Here is a 17,768-nt window from a genome sequence, read left to right as displayed (position 1 = left end):
GGTAATGCTCGCCGTCTTCGCCGTGAATCTGTTGCCGGCGCTCGGACCCCCGACGTGGGCGGTGCTCGTGTTGTTCCGGCTGCACCGTCACCTGAACCCCGTCGCGCTCGTCGCCCTGGGCGCCCTCGCGGCCGCGTCGGGCCGCCTCGTGCTCGCCACCGCCGCGACCCGTTTCGCCGGCCGGTTGTCGCCGCGTCGCCGGGCGCGCTTGGACGCCGCCCGCGAGCGCCTCAGCGGCCATCGCGGCGGGACGATCGCGGCTCTCGGGTTATTCGCCCTTTCGCCGGTGCCGTCCGGGCAACTCTTCACCGCCGCTGGGCTCCTCGAGTTCCCGCTCGTGCCGCTGACGGTGGCCTTCTTCTCGGGCCGCGTCGTGAGCTACTCGCTCTACGTCACCGCTGCGTCGCTCGCCCAGAAGAACCTCGGCGATGTGGTCACCGCATCGCTGCGATCGCCGCTTTCGATCGCGCTCCAGCTGCTCTTCCTCATAGCCGTCACCGTGTTGCCATTGGTGGACTGGCATCGGGACCTTTGACCCTACTGACGGGCGGCGCGCCGCCGCAGTCTGGAGGCACACAAAGGAGACCACCACATGCGCGTCGTCGTCGGAGTTGACGGTTCGAAAGGATCACGGACCGCCTTGGAGTGGGCGCTCAACGAAGCGCGTCTGCACCACGCGGACCTAACCGCCATCACGGCGTGGTCGCCGACGGTCGGCGTGACGGGGTACATCCCGTCACCCGCACCGTTCCTCGACCCCCAGCTGCTGGAGGACGCGGCGCACGAGGTCGTCGACCACGCGCTCGAAGACGTCGACTGCTCCGGCGTCGACGTGCACACCAAGGTGGTCGCCGGAGGCGCGGCGCACGCCCTCATCGCCGAAAGTCAGGACGCCGACCTGGTCGTCGTCGGCTCCCGCGGCCGCGGCGGCTTCGCCGGGTTGTTGCTCGGCTCGGTCAGCCAGCAGGTCGCCGAGCACGCCCGCTGCCCCGTCGTCATCGTCCCGACGCACGCCTGAGCGCCGCATCGTGACTACGCCGCGCCGCTGGTCCGTGCGCGTCGGGCGGGTCGCGGGCATCGACATCCGGCTGCACGCGTCGATGCTGCTGCTGGTCTGGCTGGTCGTCGCCTCTGCCAGTCAGACGCACACCGGCCTCGGCGCCGGGTTCCTATGGATCACCGCCATCTTCGTGTCGGTGCTGGTGCACGAGTTCTCGCACTCGATCACGGCGCGCCGCTTTGGCGTGGTCGTGCGTGAGATCGAATTGCTGCCCATCGGGGGCATCTCGAAGTTCGACGCCATCCCGCAGAACCCGCACCAGGAGCTCACGATCGCCCTCGCCGGCCCGCTCGCCAGCCTCGTCATCGGCCTCGTAACGCTCGCGGCGGTCACGGTGGGCCGCGGCGGCATCCCGGCACCGGCACTGTCGGGCGGCGCGTTCTGGACGCGCCTGGCGTGGTTCAACGTCGTCGTCGCGGTGTTCAACCTCCTGCCGGCGCTGCCCCTCGACGGCGGGCGCGTCCTCAAAGCCATCTTCGAGATGCGCGAGGGCCCGCTGCTCGCCACCCACCACGCCGCCCGGCTGGCCCGCGTCGTGGCGTTCGGCATGATCGCCTTCGGTCTCTTCACCGGCGAGATCTTCGTGGCGATCATCGGGATCTTCGTGTCGGTCGTGAGCCGCGTCGAGGAGATGTCGGCGGAGCTGGAAGCCCAGCTGGCGCGCCTGCTCGTGTCCGACGTGATGGTGCACAGCCCGCTGGTGGTGTCGGATCGCCAGACGGTGGGCGAGGTCACGTGGATGCTGCACGAGTCGAGCCAGCGCCAGTTCCCTGTCCTCGACGACGCGGGCGCGGTGCTCGGTGTCGTGGCGGCGCGCCGCTTGGCGTACGCCGACCGCGAGACCCGCCTCGGCACCCTGGCCGAACGGCGGCCGACGGTGCGCGCCGCGATGCGCCTCGACGAGTGCGGCCCGCTGGATGCCGGCACGGCGCTGCCCGTGCTCGACGCTGCCGGGCGCGTGATCGGGCTGCTGTATGCCGACGACGTGGTGCTGGCGGCGCGACGATCGGACATGCCGGCTCACCGCAAACTCGCCGCCTGACGCCATGCAGGCCTGGATCGTGGACGCGCCGCGCCCGATCGACGACGCCCCGCTGCGCCTCACCGAGCTCCCCGAACCGCACGCCCGCCCGGGCGAGATCCGCGTGCGCGTTTGCGTGTGCGGCGTCTGCCGGACCGACCTCCACCTGGCCGAGGGCGACCTCGCGCCCCACGCGCCCGGCGTCGTGCCGGGCCACGAAGTCGTCGGGATCGTCGACGAGGTCGGGGCGGGTGCGACCCGGTTCGCAGCGGGCGACCGGGTCGGCATCGCGTGGTTGCGCGCCACCTGCGGCGTCTGCGCCTTCTGCCGGCGCGGCGACGAGAACCTGTGCCTGGCGCCGTCGTTCACCGGTTGGGACGCCAACGGCGGCTACGCCGAGTACGCCGTCGTCGACGAAGGCTTCGCCTACGCCATCCCCGCCGAGTTCAGCGACGAGGAGGCGGCGCCGCTGCTGTGTGCCGGCATCATCGGCTACCGCGCCCTGCAACGCGCCGCCCTGCCCGCCGGCGGCCGCCTCGGCATCTACGGCTTTGGCGGCTCCGCGCATCTCGCCGCGCAAGTCGCCCTGGCGCAGGGCGCCTCGGTCTACGTGATGACCCGGTCGGTCGCGGCCCGCGAGCTGGCGGTGTCGCTCGGCGCGGCGTGGGCCGGCGACTCCTTCGACGCCCCGCCGGTGCCGCTCGACTCGGCGATCGTGTTCGCGCCGGCGGGCGAGCTCGTCCCGGCGGCGCTCGGCGCCCTTGACCGCGGTGGCACGGTCGCCATCGCCGGCATTCACCTCAGCGACATCCCGCCGCTCGACTACCAGCGCCACCTCTTCCAGGAGCGTCAGCTGCGCAGCGTCACCGCCAACACCCGCGCCGACGGCGCCGCGTTCCTCGACGTCGCGGCGCGCATCGGCATCCGGGTGCACACCGAGCCCTACGCGTTCGCCCACGCCGACGTGGCGCTGGCCGACCTCGCCCACGACCGTTTCACCGGCGCGGCGGTGCTGCGGTTGCGCCCGGCCGCCCCATAGCATCGGGGCATCAAGGGCTTTCCACGGGCTGATTCACCGTTCTTCGACCCGGCCGACCCGGACCTGGGACCGTTCGCCGCCGAGGCCGCCGCGTTCCATCGCGACGGCTTCCTCATCGTGCCCAACCTGATCGACGCCGCCGAGGCGCAGGCGATCATCGAGGAAGTCGACCCGCTGTACCGATCCGATCTCGCCGACGGACCGCGCAGCCGTTACCGCGTCCAGGAAGCGTGGCAGGAGTCACCGGCGGCCCGCGCCCTCGCCTGCCACCCGCGCATCCTCGAGTTGCTCGAAGCGCTGTACGGGCGCCGGCCGTTCCCGTTCCAGACGCTCAACTTCTGCACCGGCACCCAGCAGCGCAACCACTCCGACTGCATCCATTTCAGCTCGCAGCCGGCCCGCTTCATGTGCGGTGTGTGGGTCGCCCTCGAGGACACCGACGCCGACAACGGGCCGCTGTTCTACGCCCCCGGCTCCCATGTGCTGCCCATCCTCACCCTGACCGATCTCGGCATGACGCTCGCAACCGCCAACTACGCCCACTACGAAGACGGCGTCAACGCCGCCATGCAGGCCGCCGGTCTCGCCTTCGAGGAAGTCCACGTGCCGCTCGGCACCGCCTTCGTGTGGTCGGCCAACCTCGTCCACGGCGGCACGCCGATCCGCGACCCGCAGCGCACTCGTCACTCGCAAGTGACGCACTACTTCTTCGACGACTGCGTGTACTACACGCCGTTCCTCTCGGAGGTGCCGACCGGCGAGTTGTTCGTGCGGCTGCCGGTCGACATCAGCACCGGTCGCCAGGTCGTCCCCTCGCTCAACGGTCACGCGGTCCACTTCGAACCAGCGCGCGAGGGGCTGATGCGCATCCGCTACCGCGACTCGCTCGACTCAGTCACCGACGACATGCGCGCCCGCTTCGCCGGTTTTGCGGCCGGCTCGGGACCCGAAGCCGAAGCGGCGCTCGACGAACTCGTGCGCGTCTACCGGTCCCGACCCGATCTGCGCGACGCCTTCGGCGGGTTCGACGAACTCGACCTCGCCCGCCTCGTCAGCTGGTCACTCGAACACGGTCTTACGACCGACGCGTCCGCGGGGCTGCTGCGGCCGCACGCGCCGGGCCTGCGCGCCCTGGCCGATTCGCTGGCCGTGGCGCGGAAGCCTCCGTCGTGGCACCGCCGACTTCGGCGCGCCACAAAGCCGTGAGCGCCGCCACCATCGGCACGACCCACACGGCGAACCCGAAGCCGAAGCTGAGCAACGCCAAGTGGAACGCGATCGCGGCGGCGTAGGCCACCCGCGTCTGGGCGCCACCGCGCACGGCGAGAAGCCCGACGGCCAATTCGAAGGCGATCAGCAGCACGATCCACGCCGTGATGTGGGGCACGACCAGCGAACGCCACGTGTGGTGCACGAAGGGGATGTACGACCCGTCGGCAAACGGTGCGTAGCTCTTGGGATCGAAGGTCACCAGTACGGCGTTGACCGCCGCGCCCGCGACGATGAACAGCGTGGCGACGGCGAGGCGGCCGTGACGCGCCGCGGCGGGATCACGTCGGGACCGGAACGCGGCCAGCATCACCGCGGCGCCACTGGCAATCCACAGCAGCGGCAGCACGGGATTCGTCACCGCGCCATGAGACCGCGTTGGCGCTCCCGCGGCGCAGGGTCGAAGGTCCCGCCGACCGGCCCTACCGATGGCCCGGCCCTGAACGGCTCACTGGACACATGGCTTCCACCGTTCTTCCGATCCGGCGCTCGGCGAGCGGATGGGAAACGCTGCGCAACGGTCGGCGCGTTTTCATCCGTCCGATTCAGGTCGGTGACGCCGATGCGCTCGTCGCGTTCCACGAGCACCTGAGCGACGCCACCCGTCGGTGGCGCTTCTTCACGTTGCACCCGCACCTCAGCGCCGACGAGGTCGCGCGGTTCACCAACGTCGACCACCACCGCCGCGAGGCGCTCGTTGCCTTCTCCGCCGGGCGTTTGGTCGGTGTCGGCCGCTTCGACGCCACCGGCGACACCAGCGGCGAGGTGGCCTTCGTCGTCGCCGACAACCGCCAAGCCGAAGGCCTCGGTTCGCGGCTCCTGGAGCGGCTCGCCGACTGGGCGAGCGATCACGGCTACACGCGACTGGAAGCCGACGTCCTCGGGGGCAACGCCGCGATGCTCCGGGTGTTCGCCCGCTATGCGCCGGACCGCCGCATCTCCTTCGACAGCGGCGTGGTGCACCTCGAGATGCCCGTCACCCCTCGTTCGGTGGCAGCGGCACGATCACGAGTGGGCACGGCGCCGAGCGCGCCAGCTGCTCGCTAGTACTGCCGAGCGTTAGCGGGCTACGACCGGCGCCCCGCGTACCGACGACGACCGCGGCCGCGCCGTGCCGCCGCGCCGCGTCGAGCACGACCGGCACCGGCTCCCCGTCGCACACCTCGCTCGTCGCCGTGATGCCGTACCGGTCGGCGACGGCCGCGACCAGTTCTTCGGCCCAGGCCTCGATTTGGGGGCGCCGCGCCTGCGCCGGCACCATCACGCCGTTCTCGTCGCGGTCGAGCATGCCCATGGCGTGCACGCCGACGAGTGGGGTCGACGTGGCCGCGGCGAAGCGGGCCGCCCACTCCAGCGCGGCGCGGGCGTTGTCCGACGTGTCGACGGCGACGAGTACCGGTGCCACCTTCATCCCATTCGCTCCAAGCGATCGGTGCGCCGGCGCCGGGCGCGGTCGACGGCGTCCATCCCAGGGCCGCCGACGGTGGCGTCCTCGGTGTCGTGGGGCAAGTCGGCGAGCGCGGCGACCGTCGCCGCCACCGATTCACCGAGGGCGCGCAGGTCGTAGCCGCCTTCGAGGAAGACGATGGTTCGCCCGACACGGGGCGCGTAGCCCATCACCCGGCGGGTGAGCACGGCGTAATCGCCGGCGCTCCACGCCAGGTCGGCCAGCGGATCGTCCCGATGGGCGTCGTAGCCGGCGGAGACGAGTACCCAATCGGGGGCGAACGCGTCGACGGCTTCCTCGACCACGTCGTCAAAGGCGCGCAACGCCACGTCGCCGGTGGCGCCGGCGGGCAGCGGGATGTTGAGGGTGCGGCCCAACGCGGCGGGTCCCCCGACCTCGGCGGCGTCGCCCGTGCCCGGATAGGCCGGCCACTCGTGCGTGGACACGTACAGCACCTGCGGGTTGTTCCAGAAGACGGCTTGGGTGCCGTTGCCGTGGTGGACGTCCCAGTCGACGATGGCGACGCGCGCGCCCTGGTCGACGAGCGCAGCCGCGGTGACAGCGACGTTGTTCAGCAAGCAGAAACCGGAGCCGGTGAGGCGGCTGGCGTGATGACCCGGGGGTCGCGTTGCCACAAACGCCGCGCCCCCGGCGTCCTGCTGGAGCGCGTCGATCGCGGCCAACCCGAGTCCGGCGCTGAGCCGCGCCGTTTCCCACGATCCGGCCGACACGACGGTTTCGGGGTCGAGCTCGCCGCCGCCGGCTTCGGCCAGCGTGGCGAGCCCGTCGAGGTAGAGCTCGTCGTGCACGCGGGCGAGTTCACCGATGGTGGCCAGCCGGGGGGGCAGGATCGTGACGGCGTCACCGAGGTTGAGACGGGCGATGGCGTCGTCGACGGCATGCACGCGCGCGGCGGACTCCGGGTGCCACGCCGGCGTCGCGTGATGGTCGCCGGCGCCGACCGAACCCAGGATCACTGCTGCGCCGGCGTCCACGACACTCAGGATGGCTGATTGACGCGCCGGCCGGTGACTTCGATCGGCTCGATGCGGATCCAGTGGGTCTTCTCCCCCACGGTCCAGTACTCGAGGGGTAGCTGGCGCAAGCCGTGCAGCCGGCTGGCGTCGAGCACCTCCTCGGCGCGGCCCTTCACCAACACGCTCCAACCGGTGCGCGACGCCAGGTCGAACCCGTCGGCCTCGAAGCACACGGTGGGGAACCGGTCGACGCTGCGCAGCTTGCTGCCGACGTCGGTGCGGAACACGATCGAGTGGTCGGCGACGACGAAGTTGAGCGGGTAGATCTCCGGCGCGCCATCGACCGTTACGCCTATGCGGCCGACGCCGGCAGCGGCCAAAAGTTCCCAGCACTCGTGCTGGGAGAGGTGTTCGACCCATGTGCGGGCGTCAACGACAGCCATTGGTGACCTCCAGATGAAACGGTACGTGACCACCCTGCGACCCGGAGTGCCCGCCGAACAGGGCCGAACGTCCTGCTTTTGGTGTGAAAAGCTGGCGGCGTGTCAATTGGCGTGTTCCTGCTCGACGACCACGAAGTGGTGCGGCGCGGCATTCGCGACCTGCTGTGGGGTAACGAGGACATCCGCATCGTCGGCGAGGCGTCGAACGCCGAAGAGGCCCTCGAGCTGATCCCCCAAACCCACCCGGACGTCGCCGTGCTCGACGTGCGCCTCGGCGATCCCAACAACGACTTCGGCGGCATCGAGGTGTGCCGCGAGATCCGGGCGTCGCATCCCGAGATCGCCTGCATCATGCTGACCAGCTTCGAGGACGACGAGGCGCTGCTGGCCGCCATCCTGGCGGGCGCGTCGGGATTCGTGCTCAAACAGGTGCGCGGCGGCGATCTGGTCGAGGCGGTGCGCCACGTCGCCGCCGGCGGCAGCCTGATCGATCCGGGAGTCACGGCGCGGGTGTTCGACCATCTGCGGGCCCCGGCCGCGGCGGCCGATCCCCTCTCGCACCTGACGCCGCAGGAGCGCCGGATCCTCGAGTTCATCACCGAGGGCCTGACCAACCGCGAGATCGCCGAGCGGATGTTCCTCGCCGAGAAGACGGTCAAGAACTACGTCTCGAACCTGCTGTCGAAGCTGGGCATGGCCCGGCGCACCCAGGCCGCTGCCTACGCAGCCCGCTTGCTGGATCGCCGCGGGCCCGCCGCCCCCTAAGCCGGCGGCGTCCCGAAGCGCCGCCCGCTCAGGGTCAGGGCGGTGATCGTCAGCCAGTGATCGCGCTGGCCGGCGGGCCACTGGGCGACGGCGAGCTGGCGCAGGTGCCGGGAGCGCTGATCGCTCGACGTCGTGATGTCGAAGGCCGGGCCCTGGGCGAGCACGCTCCAGCCCCACGCACCGCTCGGGTCGAAGTCGTCCACCTCGAACGCGACCGCGGTCATCGGCGCGTGTTCGAGCTTGGCGCCGTCCGCGGTGCGGATGACGATCGTCGGCTCGTCGAAGACGAAGTTCACCGGCAGCACGACAGGCCAGCCCTCGTGGGCGAACGCGAGCCGCCCGACGGCGCGCGACCGCAACAGGCGCATGCACTCCTGATCGTCGAGTTCAACGAGGGTCGCACTCACGCTTTCACGTTGGAGGACGCCGACCGTGCCAGCTAGAGGCATGTGGCCCTACTGGAACCGCCCTTCACACCCCATCGTGGGCATATGAGTTCGCAGACCTGGCTCATCCACATGAGCGAACGCGAATGTGCGTCACACCTGGCCGAGTCCCAACTCGGCCGCTTGGGCGTGATCGTCGGCGGGCGTCCCGAAGTCTTCCCGGTCAGCTACGTCGTCGGCGACGACGGCTGCGTCGCCTTCCCGACCCAGCCGGGCACCAAGCTCGAAAGCGCGCTCGACTGGCCCTGGGTCGGTTTCGAGATCGACGGTGTCAACGCCACGAACGACGAGGGCTGGAGCGTCATGATCGTGGGCAAGGCCGAGGAGATCGCCGACGAGACGACCGTCGCCCAGCTGATCGAGCAGCGCCTCGTCCCGTGGCGCAAGTCGGGATCGGAGCGCTGGCTGCGCCTCGTGCCGACGAAGGTCACCGGCCGCAGGATCCGGGCGACGCCATGACCTTCGTGCCCGCCCCGCGCCGGCTCGAAGTGCTCGACCGCGACGAGTGTGTGCGCCTCCTGGCCAACGACGAGGTCGGCCGACTGGCGGTCAACGAGTTCCAGCTGCCGGTGATGTTCCCGGTCAACTACCGCCTCGACGGTGACGCCATCGTGTTCCGCACCGACGCGGGCACGAAGCAGACGCGGGGCAACTGGGCCGCCGCCAGCTTCGAGATCGACCACTTCGACCGCGCGGCGCGCGTCGGCTGGAGCGTTGTCGTCAAGGGCCGACTCGAGGAAGTGACCGAAGTCGACCACGACACCTTCGAGCGCGTGCACGCGCTCGCGGTCGACCCGTGGGGCGGCGGCGACAAGGCGCACTGGATGCGCCTCACACCCCTCGAGATCACCGGTCGCCGCCTCGTCGCCTCCTGAAGGTCAGGCGGGCGGCAGCGCCGAATGACCGTGGCTGGCGCGTTCGGCGGCCGCCACCAATTCGTCACGAAACGCCGGGTGGGCGATCGCCGCGAGCGCCAGGCCGCGTTGGTGCACGGTCAAGCCCTGCAACTCGGCGGCCCCGTATTCGGTGACGACCACGTCGACCTGGTGCCGGGGCGTCGTGATCACGGCGCCCGCCGGGAACCACGGCACGATGCGCGACCGCAGCTCGCCGCCGATTTCGGTGGTCGAGGGAAAGCACAGCAACGACCGCGCTTCGGCCGACAGTGCGGGCACCGACACGAAGTCTTCGTGGCCTCCGATGCCGGAGTACTGCGCCCCAGCGATCGTGTCGGCGACGACCTGCCCGTGGATGTCGATGCTGAGCGCGCCGTTGATGGTGACGCAGCGGCGGTTGCGGCTGATGGTCTCGGGTGAGTTGACGAGGTCGACGGGCAGGAACGCCACCTCGCGGTTCTCGTGCAGCCACTCGTAGAGCGCCTGCGTGCCGGCAGCGAACGTCGCGACCGAGACCCCGTCCCACTGACCCTTGCGGTTCGTCACCTTGCCGGCTTCGTGAAGCTGCATGAGTCCGGTGGTGAACATCTCGGAGTGCACGCCGTAGTCGCCGCCGTCGCCTTCGGCCAGCAGTCCGGCGATGAGCGACGGGATCGAACCGATGCCGGTCTGCAGGGTCGCGCCTTCAGGGATGAAGCCGCGCACGTGCTCGGCGATCGCGCGGTCGACGTCGCTCGGAGGGGGATCCTCGACCAGGATCGGCGCGCCGTCGGACTCGATCAGCAGGTCGATCTCGTCGACGTGCAAGCGGTGGTACTCGCCGCCCGCCCCGTACGTGCGCGGAAACTTGTCGGACACCTCGACGATCACCATGCGGTCGGGTTCGCTGGCGGCGAGGTGGAGTTCGGCCACGGTGGCGCCGGCGTGAAGCGAGAGGCTGCAGAACCCGTCGGCGTCGGGTGGCGCGGCGGCGGTGGCGAGCACGCGAGGCTTGAGCGTCGCCATGAGCGGAATGCCGCGACGGAAGTCGGCGGGCGCAAAGCCGATGTTGGCGCCGCTGTCGCGCAGGATGCGCTCGATCGGCGAGAAGAACCCGCTGAGGTAGTGCACGTTCGGATGCACGAACACGTCGGAGAGCACGGAGAGCAACGAGCCGACGATGCGCAACTCTTCCCAGTCCTTCCGCCGCCCCAACGCCTCGAGGAACCGCGGCGGCTGGCCGGGTCCGAGCGGCAGGCACAGTGAGTCGAATGTGCGGATCTCGCCCGCGGCTTCGTCGGGGGTTACGTGGCGCATGGTGGTTCCAGTCTGACAACAACGGCGCCGGCGGCGATGAGAGCGACACCAAGCAACAACGAGTCGAGCGACAGCTGCGGCACCATGACGAACACCGCGGCCGTCGCCACGATCGGGATCACCGGCACCCAGCCGATTGTGCCCGCGACGCGGAAGGGCCGAGGGGTCTCGGGGGCGTTGCGCCGCAACAGGATTACCGTCGCGTTGACGGCGACGAACACGACGTAGACGGCGAAGTCCGTCACGCTGGCGATGAGCGTCAGGTCGCCGATGGCCGCGAACGCGATGGCAAACACACCGATGAGCGCGATGGCACCTACGGGCGCACCCGTGCGGCCCGATACCCGGGCGACGAAGGGCGGCAAAGCGCCGTGGCTCGCCATCCCGTACAGCACCCGCGACCCCGCGGTCAGCGCCAGCAGTGACGTGTTCACCGTCGTGAGCAGGGCCACGACGGCGACGGCCGTCTCGGCGCGGCGGCCGAGAACGTGGGCCACCACGTCGGCGACAGGCCGGCTGGAGGCACCGAGCGCGTGCGGGCCGATCACGCTCACCGCCGCGATGGCGACGGCCATGTAGAGCGCGGCGGAGATAGCGAGGGCGGTGAGCAGCGCACGCGGAATGACCCGCGTCGGGTTCACCGTCTCCTCCGCCAGGGTCGTCACTTCGTCGAATCCGATGAAGGCGAAGAACACCAGGGCGGCGCCGCCCACCACTCCACCCGGCGTGGCACCCGACACCAGGTGCGCCGGGCGCACGTGCGGCGCCCCGATGGCCACAACGGCGACCAGCGCCGCGGCCTGCAGCGTGCTGAGCACGACGGTCAGCCGCGCCGACCGCGCGATGCCTCCGAGGGCGACGAGCAACTCGACGCCGAGCAGCGGGAGCGCGGCCGCTTGCACGGGAATGTCGACGAAGTACTGCACGTAGTGGGCGAAGCCGATGGCGATCGCCGCGGCAGCGACCACAAGCCCGGCGGCCATCGTCCAGCCGACGAGGAAAGCGAGGCGTTCGGGAAACACGTGCCGCGTGTACTCGTACTCAGCGCCGGCGCGGGGAAACATCGATCCGAGTTCGGCGTAGGACAGGCCCGTCAGCGCACACAACACCGCCGCGATCCCGAAGGACATCCACACCCCACCGCCGGCGCGCGCCGTCGCCGTGCCGAGCAGCACGTAGATGCCGGCGCCGATGATGATGCCAACGCCGCTGGCCGTGACTTCGAGCGGACCGAGCACCCGGCGCAGGTGCGGCGCTTCGGCGGCCATGTCCCAACGATGGGCGACGGCTGGCGCCGCTGATAGAGACCTTCGGCCCTACGGCGGCGGTAGTCGTCGGTGTTCCCTCTTCACATGGCAGCGACCGAGGGCAAGATCGTGGTGGGCGTCGACGGATCGGATGGATCGGTTCGGGCCTTGCGCTGGGCGATCGCCGAAGCGGCGTCACACCGCGCGCGCGTCATCGCCGTGCACGCGTGGGAAGAGCCCTTCCTCGGCGAGCTGGCGACCAAGCACGAGTACGAATCAGTGCGCGTCGAGTGCGAACACCAGGCCAAGGACGTCGTCAAGGACACGATCGCCCGCGCCGGCGGTGAGCACGCGTCGGTCGAGTTCCTCGTGCTGCACGGCACGCCGGCCGAGATGCTCCTCACCGCCGCCCGTGAAGCCGACCTGCTCGTCGTCGGCTCACGCGGCCGGGGAGGGTTCGCCAGCCTGATGCTCGGCTCGGTCAGCCTGCGCTGCGCTCAGCACGCTCCGTGCCCGGTCGTGATCGTGCCGGCCGAGACCACCGTCCCGGACTGACCGCGGCACACGGCGACGGCGTCGGCGAGGTTGCCGATAGCGCCGTAGCGGCCGCCGGCTTCGACGAAGCGACAAACCGCTTCGACCTTCGGTCCCATCGATCCCGCCGGCAGGCGCAACCCGCGCAGCTCCTTGACGGTCGCGGTGTGCAGCGGTCGCGCCTGCGGGGTGCCGAAGTCGGCGTAAACGGCGTCGACGTCGGTGAGGAGCACGAGCGCATCAGCGCCGAGCGCGCTCGCCAGCAACGCGGCGGACAGGTCCTTGTCGATCACGCCTTCTACCCCGACCAGACCACCGTCGAACGAGGCCACGACTGGTATCCCGCCGCCCCCGGCGCACACCACCGTCACGTCGTGCTCGACGAGCAGTCGGATGGTGGCGAGTTCGACGATGCGCCGCGGCTCGGGCGACGGCACGACGCGCCGCCAGGCGTCGCCGTCGGGCGCGATCGTCCAGTGCCGCAGGGCGGCGACGCGCTCGGCTTCGGCCTGGTCGTAGACGGGACCGACGAATTTCGTGGGGCGGGCGAACGCCGGGTCCTCGCCGTCGACGACGACTTGGGTCAGCAGCGTGGCCACCTTGCCCTCGCCGAGATGGCGGGCCAGTTCCTGCTCGAGCAGGTAGCCGACCATGCCCTCGGTCTCGGCCCCGAGCACGTCGAGGGGGTAGGGCTCGGCGCCGCTGAACGACGCGTTCTGCAACGCCAGCAGACCGACCTGCGGGCCGTTGCCGTGGGTCAGCACCACCCGGTGTTCGCGGGCCAGCACCGCGAGCCCTTCGACCGCCGCCCGCACGTTGCCGCGTTGCACGGCAGCGTCGAGAGGCTGGCCGCGTCGCAACAGGGCGTTGCCGCCGAGGGCGACGACGACGAGCATCAGGCGCCGCGCAGCTCGCCGCGCAGCAACGCCAAGAGCAAGGCCTGGGCGGTGTGCATCCGGTTTTCCGCCTGGTCGAGCACGACGGAGTGCGGCCCGTCGATCACCTCGGCTGCGACTTCCTCGCCGCGATGCGCCGGCAGGCAGTGCATGAACACGCAGCGGCCGGACGCGGCAGCGAGCAATTCGGGAGTCACGCGGAACGGCGTCAGCGCGGCGATGCGGTGCGACCGCTCTGCTTCGTCGTCGCCCATCGACAGCCACACGTCGGTGTAGACGGCGTCGGCGTCGCGGACGGCGGCGAACGGATCGTGCGTCACGACGATTTCGGAACCCGATGCCGCCGCCAGCTTTTCCGCCGCTTCGCGAATCGCGGCGTCGGGCTCGAAACCCGCCGGAGACGCGACGGCGATGTCCATGCCGGTGAGCGCACACGCTTCGAGCAGGCTGTGGGCGACGTTGTTCCCGTCGCCGACGTAGGCGAGCTTGAGGCCGTCGAGCTGGCCGAAGTGGTTGCGCAGCGTCAGCAGATCGGCCAGCGCCTGGCACGGGTGGTGCAGGTCGGTCAAGGCGTTGACGACGGGGATCGAGGCCGCGTCGGCGAACCGGCACACCTCGTCGTCGGCGAAGGTACGAATGACGAACGCGCGGGCGTAACGGCTGACGACCCGCGCCGTGTCCTCGATCGTCTCGCCCCGGCCGAGTTGCAACTCGGTCGGGCCGACGACCTCAGGCGTGCCGCCGAGGCGGGCGATGGCGGAGCCGAAGGACAGGCGCGTGCGGGTCGAGGGCTTGGCGAAATACGTGATGACGGTGTCGCCTCGCAACAGGTCGTGATAGCGGTACGGCTCGCTGCGCAACTCGTCACTCAAGTCGAGCAGGTGGCGCAGGTCGGCGAGACCGAGGTCGGCCACGCGCAGCAGGTCCTTGAGTGCCATCGGGCTACACCGCGTCCCGCGCCAACGGGCAACTCATGCAACGCGGGCCGCCGCGCCCCCGTCCCAGTTCGCTGCCGGCGATGGTGATGACTTCGATCCCGGCCTTGCGCAGCTTGGTGTTGGTGTCGACGTTGCGCTCGTAGGCCACGACGATGCCGGGTGCGACGGCCAGCACGTTGTTGCCGTCGTCCCATTGTTCGCGCTCGGCCTCGTATGCGTCGCCGCCGGTGGTCAGCACGCGCACGGCGTCGAGGCCGAGCGCCGCCTTGATGGGCGTGAACACGTCGGGCTGGGCGGTGACGACGAGCGCGTCGAGCGTGTCGCCGCGTTGCAGCGTCCAGGCGCGCATCGAGTCGACGACGCCGGGATAGGCCACGAAGGTCTGCGGGTCGACCATCGTCATGACGGTGTCGAGGTGCATGAAGGCGCGCCGCGCCGGAAGGGCGACGGCGATCACGGTGTCGACCGAATCGCCGTGCGCGAACAGCGACCGCGTCAGTGCCTCGACGGCTTGGGGCGTGGTGCGCTCACCCATGCCGATCATGACGGCACCGCGGCCGATCACGTGGACGTCGCCGCCTTCGATCGTGGCCGACCGATGGTCGGCGTCGCTTCCGCCGTACCAGACGTGGAAGTCCTCGCCGGCGAACATCGGATGGAAGCGGTAGACCGCCTCGAGGTGCGCCGTCTCGCGTCGCCGCGCCGGCAGTGCCATCGGATTGAGCGACACGCCGTCGTACACCCAGCACGTGGTGTCGCGCGCGAAGAGGTGGTTGGGCAACGGTGGGAGCAGGAACCCACGGTCGGCGTCGACCGCCGCCTTGAGTCCCGGTTCGTGGCCCGGCACCTCGCCGGGCGTGAGCCCGCCGATGAGGTGGCGCGCCACCGTGTCGGGGTCGGCGTCGTCGAGGAACGCCCGCACGACACCCGCGAGGTCGGCGCCCAGATCACGGGCGTCGATGGCGTGGTCGAGCACCCAGGCGCGGGCGTGATCGTCCTTCATCGTCTCGGCGAGCAGGTCGCCCACGTAGAACACCTCGACGCCGCGCTCGACGAGTGCGTCGGCGAAGGCGTCGTGTTCCTGACGCGCCCGCTTGACCCACAGCACGTCGTCGAACAGCAGGTCGCGGCAATTCGAGGGCGTGAGCCGTTGCAGCTCCAGACCAGGCCGGTGCAGCAACACGCGTCGCAGCGTCCCGACTTCCGAGCGCACGGCGAAGCCCGTCACGACGCCACCCCCGCCCGCACCCGCACCGACAGGCACGTGACACAGCCCTCGAGCTTCTCGAACTCGCCGATGTCGACGGTGATCGGCTCGTAGCCCAAGTCGGCGATGAGCGCCGCCGAGCGCGGGCAGTCGGCCGCCATCAGCACGCGTGTGTCGTCGAGCACCACGACGTGCGCGCCCGACTCCTCGGGAACGGGCAGGAAGCGATCGAACACCGACGGTTCGTCGACGAGGGGCGGGTAGCCGATGATCGTGCCGTCGGGCAGCGCGGTGACCGCCGACTTGAGGTGCAACACCTTTGTCAACGGCACCGCGATCACCGTGTAGCCCAGCGGCGCGACGATGCGCCGCAGCTGGCGGATACCTTCGGCGTTGGTGCGCCCACCCCGCCCGACGTAGACGGCGGTACCGACTTTCAGCACGTCGCCGCCGTCGAGGGTGCCCGGCGCCACGATGCGGTTGACCGACAGCCCGAGGGACTCGACGAGCTTGTCGACCTCGAACACCTCGGCCTTGCGGGCGTCGGCGCCGGGTCGTGTCACGACGGCGACGTTGCCGAACATGACGACGGTGTCCTCCACGAACACGGCGTCGGGACAGTCGTCGGCCGGTGGCACCTCGACGACGACCCAGTCGGACTGCCGCAGCACATTGACGTAGTGCTGCCACTGCTCGCCGGCGAGCCGGGTGTCGACCCGCCGGCGTTCGATATGGGTCACGATGCCTTCGTCGAGGCGCGGGCCCGGACGACGCACGAGCGCCAACCGACCGGTCACGACGCGTCGGCCTCGGCGAGCTCAGCTTCGATGGGCTCGAGCACTTGACCCGTCCGCTCGCGATGCGCCTTGAGGAAGGCGTACAGCGGCAGGCCGATCAGCAGGAGCAGCATCGTCTGGTACACCGACTGGTAACCAGCAGCGAAGGTCACCCACAGGGCGAAGAGGCCGCCGACGGTCGCCACGGTGAGGTCACGCACGAGCGCCGCGCCCTGCACCTTGCGGCGCCGCGAGACGAGGAACGCCAGTTGGGCGCAGGCCGAGAAGAAGTACGGGATGGCGACGGTGACAACCGACAGGTACACGAGGTAGGTGAACACGTGGAGGCCGGTCTTGCCGCTGTAGCTCCAACCCATCAGGGCCGACGCGACGACCGTCGACACGACGACGCCGAACCACGGGACGTTCTTGGCGTTGACCTTCGAGAAGGCCGACAGGAACAGCCCGTCCTTGGCGGCGGCGTAGGGCATCTCGGCGGTGACCATCGTCCAGCCGTTGAGGGCGCCGATGCCCGAAATGACGGCCGTGAGGGCGACGAGCTTGCCGATCCATCCACCGTTGAACATGGCGTCGAAGGCGGCGACAAACGGGGCGCCGTCCTTCACGAGGTGGCCGTGGGGAACCAGGCCCATGATGGCGCCCGTCACCGCGATGTAGAGCAGCGCCGAGGCACCGGTGCCGAGCAGCGATGCGCGTCCGACGTTGCGCCGCGGGTTCTGCACGCGGCCCGCCGCGATCGACGCGACTTCGACACCGATGAACGAGAACAGCGCCACGCCCGCCGCGATGTTGACGGCGTCGTAGAGGCTGCTGCCCGAGGCGTTGAAGGCGCCGAAGTTGGCGGTCTTGATGAAGAACCAACCGACGGTGCCGACGAACAGCAGCGGCAGGAACTTCAGCACGACGGTCAGGTTCTGGAACCACGCCATCTGCTTGACGCCGGCGAGGTTGATCGCCGCCGGGATCCACAGGCCGGTCAGCGCGATACCGAAGTTCGTCCAGGCGCTGGGGTTGTGAATGCCGAAGAGCTCTTCGACGTAGAGGACCCACGACGCCACGATGGCGGCGTTGCCGGCCCAGCACGTGATCCAGTAGCACCACGCCGTGAGGTAGCCGGCGAAGTCGCCGAACTCGTGGCGGGCGTAGGCGTACAGGCCGCCTTCGTTGTTGGGAATGCGGCGGGTCAACTGACCGAACAGCATGGCGAGCACCAACGCACCGATCGAGATCGCGACCAGCGTCAGGATCGAGCTCGTGCCGGCGGTCGCCATGACCGCGGGCATCGTGAAGACACCGGTGCCGATGATGCTGCCGATGACGAGGGCGGTCGCTGACGGGAGTCCGAGCGCGTGCGCCGCCGCGTCGGCCGGCTTCTCCTCGTGGTGGGCGACCAGCGGGTGGTCCCGCCGTGGACGATGAAGCGTCGTAGCCATAATGACTCTCCTGTTTGGGCGGCTCTTTTTTCGGCGAGCCGCTCCCGTGATGGTCCG

Annotated in this window: 21 protein-coding genes and 1 pseudogene; 10 read left to right on the top strand and 12 right to left on the bottom strand. The window is 70.3% G+C overall.

Going from position 1 to position 17,768, the window contains the following annotated elements; translation table 11 throughout:
- Positions 1-4: 4 nt before the first annotated feature.
- The 5 genes and pseudogenes from VHC63_06120 (at position 5) to VHC63_06100 (ending at position 3,795) form a co-directional block, all read left to right on the top strand.
- Positions 5-535, top strand: a complete 531-nt coding sequence (locus tag VHC63_06120) for a hypothetical protein (protein HVV36161.1) — start codon at positions 5-7, stop codon at positions 533-535.
- Between the two features lie 57 nt (positions 536-592).
- Positions 593-1,018 carry a universal stress protein gene (locus tag VHC63_06115; GenBank protein ID HVV36160.1) on the top strand — a complete coding sequence of 142 codons (426 nt, stop codon included), beginning with the start codon at positions 593-595 and terminating at the stop codon, positions 1,016-1,018.
- 10 nt (positions 1,019-1,028) lie between these two features.
- Entirely contained in the window at positions 1,029-2,102 is a 1,074-nt protein-coding gene (locus tag VHC63_06110; protein ID HVV36159.1) for a site-2 protease family protein, read from the top strand.
- A gap of 4 nt (positions 2,103-2,106) precedes the next feature.
- Positions 2,107-3,120: a zinc-dependent alcohol dehydrogenase family protein gene (locus tag VHC63_06105; GenBank protein ID HVV36158.1), complete on the top strand. Its 1,014-nt coding sequence runs from the start codon at positions 2,107-2,109 to the stop codon at positions 3,118-3,120.
- A gap of 9 nt (positions 3,121-3,129) precedes the next feature.
- Positions 3,130-3,795: pseudogene (locus VHC63_06100) on the top strand (phytanoyl-CoA dioxygenase family protein).
- Between the two features lie 400 nt (positions 3,796-4,195).
- Here VHC63_06100 and VHC63_06095 read toward each other — a convergent pair.
- Positions 4,196-4,750, bottom strand: a complete 555-nt coding sequence (locus VHC63_06095) for a hypothetical protein (protein HVV36157.1) — start codon at positions 4,748-4,750, stop codon at positions 4,196-4,198.
- Between the two features lie 98 nt (positions 4,751-4,848).
- On the opposite strand from VHC63_06095, the gene VHC63_06090 reads away from it, so the two are divergent.
- Positions 4,849-5,436 (top strand): GNAT family N-acetyltransferase, encoded by a 588-nt coding sequence (locus VHC63_06090; GenBank protein ID HVV36156.1) that lies wholly within the window; start codon positions 4,849-4,851, stop codon positions 5,434-5,436.
- Here the strand turns inward: VHC63_06090 and VHC63_06085 are convergent.
- Genes VHC63_06085 through VHC63_06075 form a run of 3 tightly spaced genes read right to left on the bottom strand, consistent with a single transcriptional unit; the run spans position 5,366 to position 7,256 of the window.
- Positions 5,366-5,800 (bottom strand): universal stress protein, encoded by a 435-nt coding sequence (locus tag VHC63_06085; protein HVV36155.1) that lies wholly within the window; start codon positions 5,798-5,800, stop codon positions 5,366-5,368. The genes VHC63_06090 and VHC63_06085 overlap by 71 nt on opposite strands.
- Positions 5,797-6,831, bottom strand: a complete 1,035-nt coding sequence (locus tag VHC63_06080) for a histone deacetylase (GenBank protein ID HVV36154.1) — start codon at positions 6,829-6,831, stop codon at positions 5,797-5,799. Before VHC63_06080 ends, VHC63_06085 begins: the two co-directional genes overlap by 4 nt.
- 5 nt (positions 6,832-6,836) lie before the next feature.
- Positions 6,837-7,256, bottom strand: a complete 420-nt coding sequence (locus VHC63_06075) for a pyridoxamine 5'-phosphate oxidase family protein (GenBank protein ID HVV36153.1) — start codon at positions 7,254-7,256, stop codon at positions 6,837-6,839.
- Between the two features lie 99 nt (positions 7,257-7,355).
- Here VHC63_06075 and VHC63_06070 point away from each other — a divergent pair, with 99 nt between their 5' ends.
- Positions 7,356-8,021: a response regulator transcription factor gene (locus tag VHC63_06070; protein ID HVV36152.1), complete on the top strand. Its 666-nt coding sequence runs from the start codon at positions 7,356-7,358 to the stop codon at positions 8,019-8,021.
- Here VHC63_06070 and VHC63_06065 read toward each other — a convergent pair.
- A complete protein-coding gene (locus VHC63_06065; GenBank protein ID HVV36151.1) occupies positions 8,018-8,428 on the bottom strand; it encodes a pyridoxamine 5'-phosphate oxidase family protein in 411 nt (136 codons plus the stop codon). The two genes, VHC63_06070 and VHC63_06065, sit on opposite strands and share 4 nt — an antisense overlap.
- Before the next feature lie 84 nt (positions 8,429-8,512).
- Between VHC63_06065 and VHC63_06060 the strand changes: the two genes are divergently transcribed.
- Both VHC63_06060 and VHC63_06055 read left to right on the top strand, forming a co-directional pair.
- A complete protein-coding gene (locus VHC63_06060; GenBank protein ID HVV36150.1) occupies positions 8,513-8,926 on the top strand; it encodes a pyridoxamine 5'-phosphate oxidase family protein in 414 nt (137 codons plus the stop codon).
- Positions 8,923-9,342 (top strand): pyridoxamine 5'-phosphate oxidase family protein, encoded by a 420-nt coding sequence (locus VHC63_06055; protein ID HVV36149.1) that lies wholly within the window; start codon positions 8,923-8,925, stop codon positions 9,340-9,342. Before VHC63_06060 ends, VHC63_06055 begins: the two co-directional genes overlap by 4 nt.
- Positions 9,343-9,345: 3 nt before the next feature.
- Here the strand turns inward: VHC63_06055 and VHC63_06050 are convergent, their stop codons facing one another.
- Entirely contained in the window at positions 9,346-10,659 is a 1,314-nt protein-coding gene (locus VHC63_06050) for an acetyl-CoA hydrolase/transferase C-terminal domain-containing protein (protein ID HVV36148.1), read from the bottom strand.
- Positions 10,647-11,927, bottom strand: coding sequence for an APC family permease (locus tag VHC63_06045; GenBank protein ID HVV36147.1), 1,281 nt, complete (start codon positions 11,925-11,927; stop codon positions 10,647-10,649). The genes VHC63_06050 and VHC63_06045 overlap by 13 nt, the downstream gene beginning before the upstream one ends.
- An 84-nt stretch (positions 11,928-12,011) precedes the next feature.
- On the opposite strand from VHC63_06045, the gene VHC63_06040 reads away from it, so the two are divergent.
- Positions 12,012-12,461, top strand: a complete 450-nt coding sequence (locus tag VHC63_06040) for a universal stress protein (protein ID HVV36146.1) — start codon at positions 12,012-12,014, stop codon at positions 12,459-12,461.
- Here the strand turns inward: VHC63_06040 and arcC are convergent.
- From arcC to VHC63_06015, 5 genes are read right to left on the bottom strand one after another with little or no spacing between them, the layout of a single operon-like run.
- Positions 12,404-13,336, bottom strand: coding sequence for a carbamate kinase (arcC, locus tag VHC63_06035; GenBank protein HVV36145.1), 933 nt, complete (start codon positions 13,334-13,336; stop codon positions 12,404-12,406). The two genes, VHC63_06040 and arcC, sit on opposite strands and share 58 nt — an antisense overlap.
- Positions 13,336-14,274 (bottom strand): ornithine carbamoyltransferase, encoded by a 939-nt coding sequence (gene argF, locus VHC63_06030; GenBank protein HVV36144.1) that lies wholly within the window; start codon positions 14,272-14,274, stop codon positions 13,336-13,338. The genes arcC and argF overlap by 1 nt, the downstream gene beginning before the upstream one ends.
- Positions 14,275-14,278: 4 nt before the next feature.
- Complete coding sequence (arcA, locus tag VHC63_06025; protein HVV36143.1) at positions 14,279-15,538, bottom strand: arginine deiminase; 1,260 nt, start codon at positions 15,536-15,538, stop codon at positions 14,279-14,281.
- Complete coding sequence (locus VHC63_06020; protein HVV36142.1) at positions 15,499-16,278, bottom strand: N(G),N(G)-dimethylarginine dimethylaminohydrolase; 780 nt, start codon at positions 16,276-16,278, stop codon at positions 15,499-15,501. Before VHC63_06020 ends, arcA begins: the two co-directional genes overlap by 40 nt.
- Positions 16,275-17,711, bottom strand: coding sequence for an amino acid permease (locus VHC63_06015; GenBank protein HVV36141.1), 1,437 nt, complete (start codon positions 17,709-17,711; stop codon positions 16,275-16,277). The genes VHC63_06020 and VHC63_06015 overlap by 4 nt, the downstream gene beginning before the upstream one ends.
- Positions 17,712-17,768: the final 57 nt, after the last annotated feature.

It is taken from the genome of Acidimicrobiales bacterium (genome assembly GCA_035546775.1).
Taxonomy (GTDB): Bacteria; Actinomycetota; Acidimicrobiia; order Acidimicrobiales; family JACCXE01; genus JACCXE01.
Note: the sequence above shows the minus strand (reverse complement) of the source record. Positions and strands in the feature narration are given on the sequence as shown.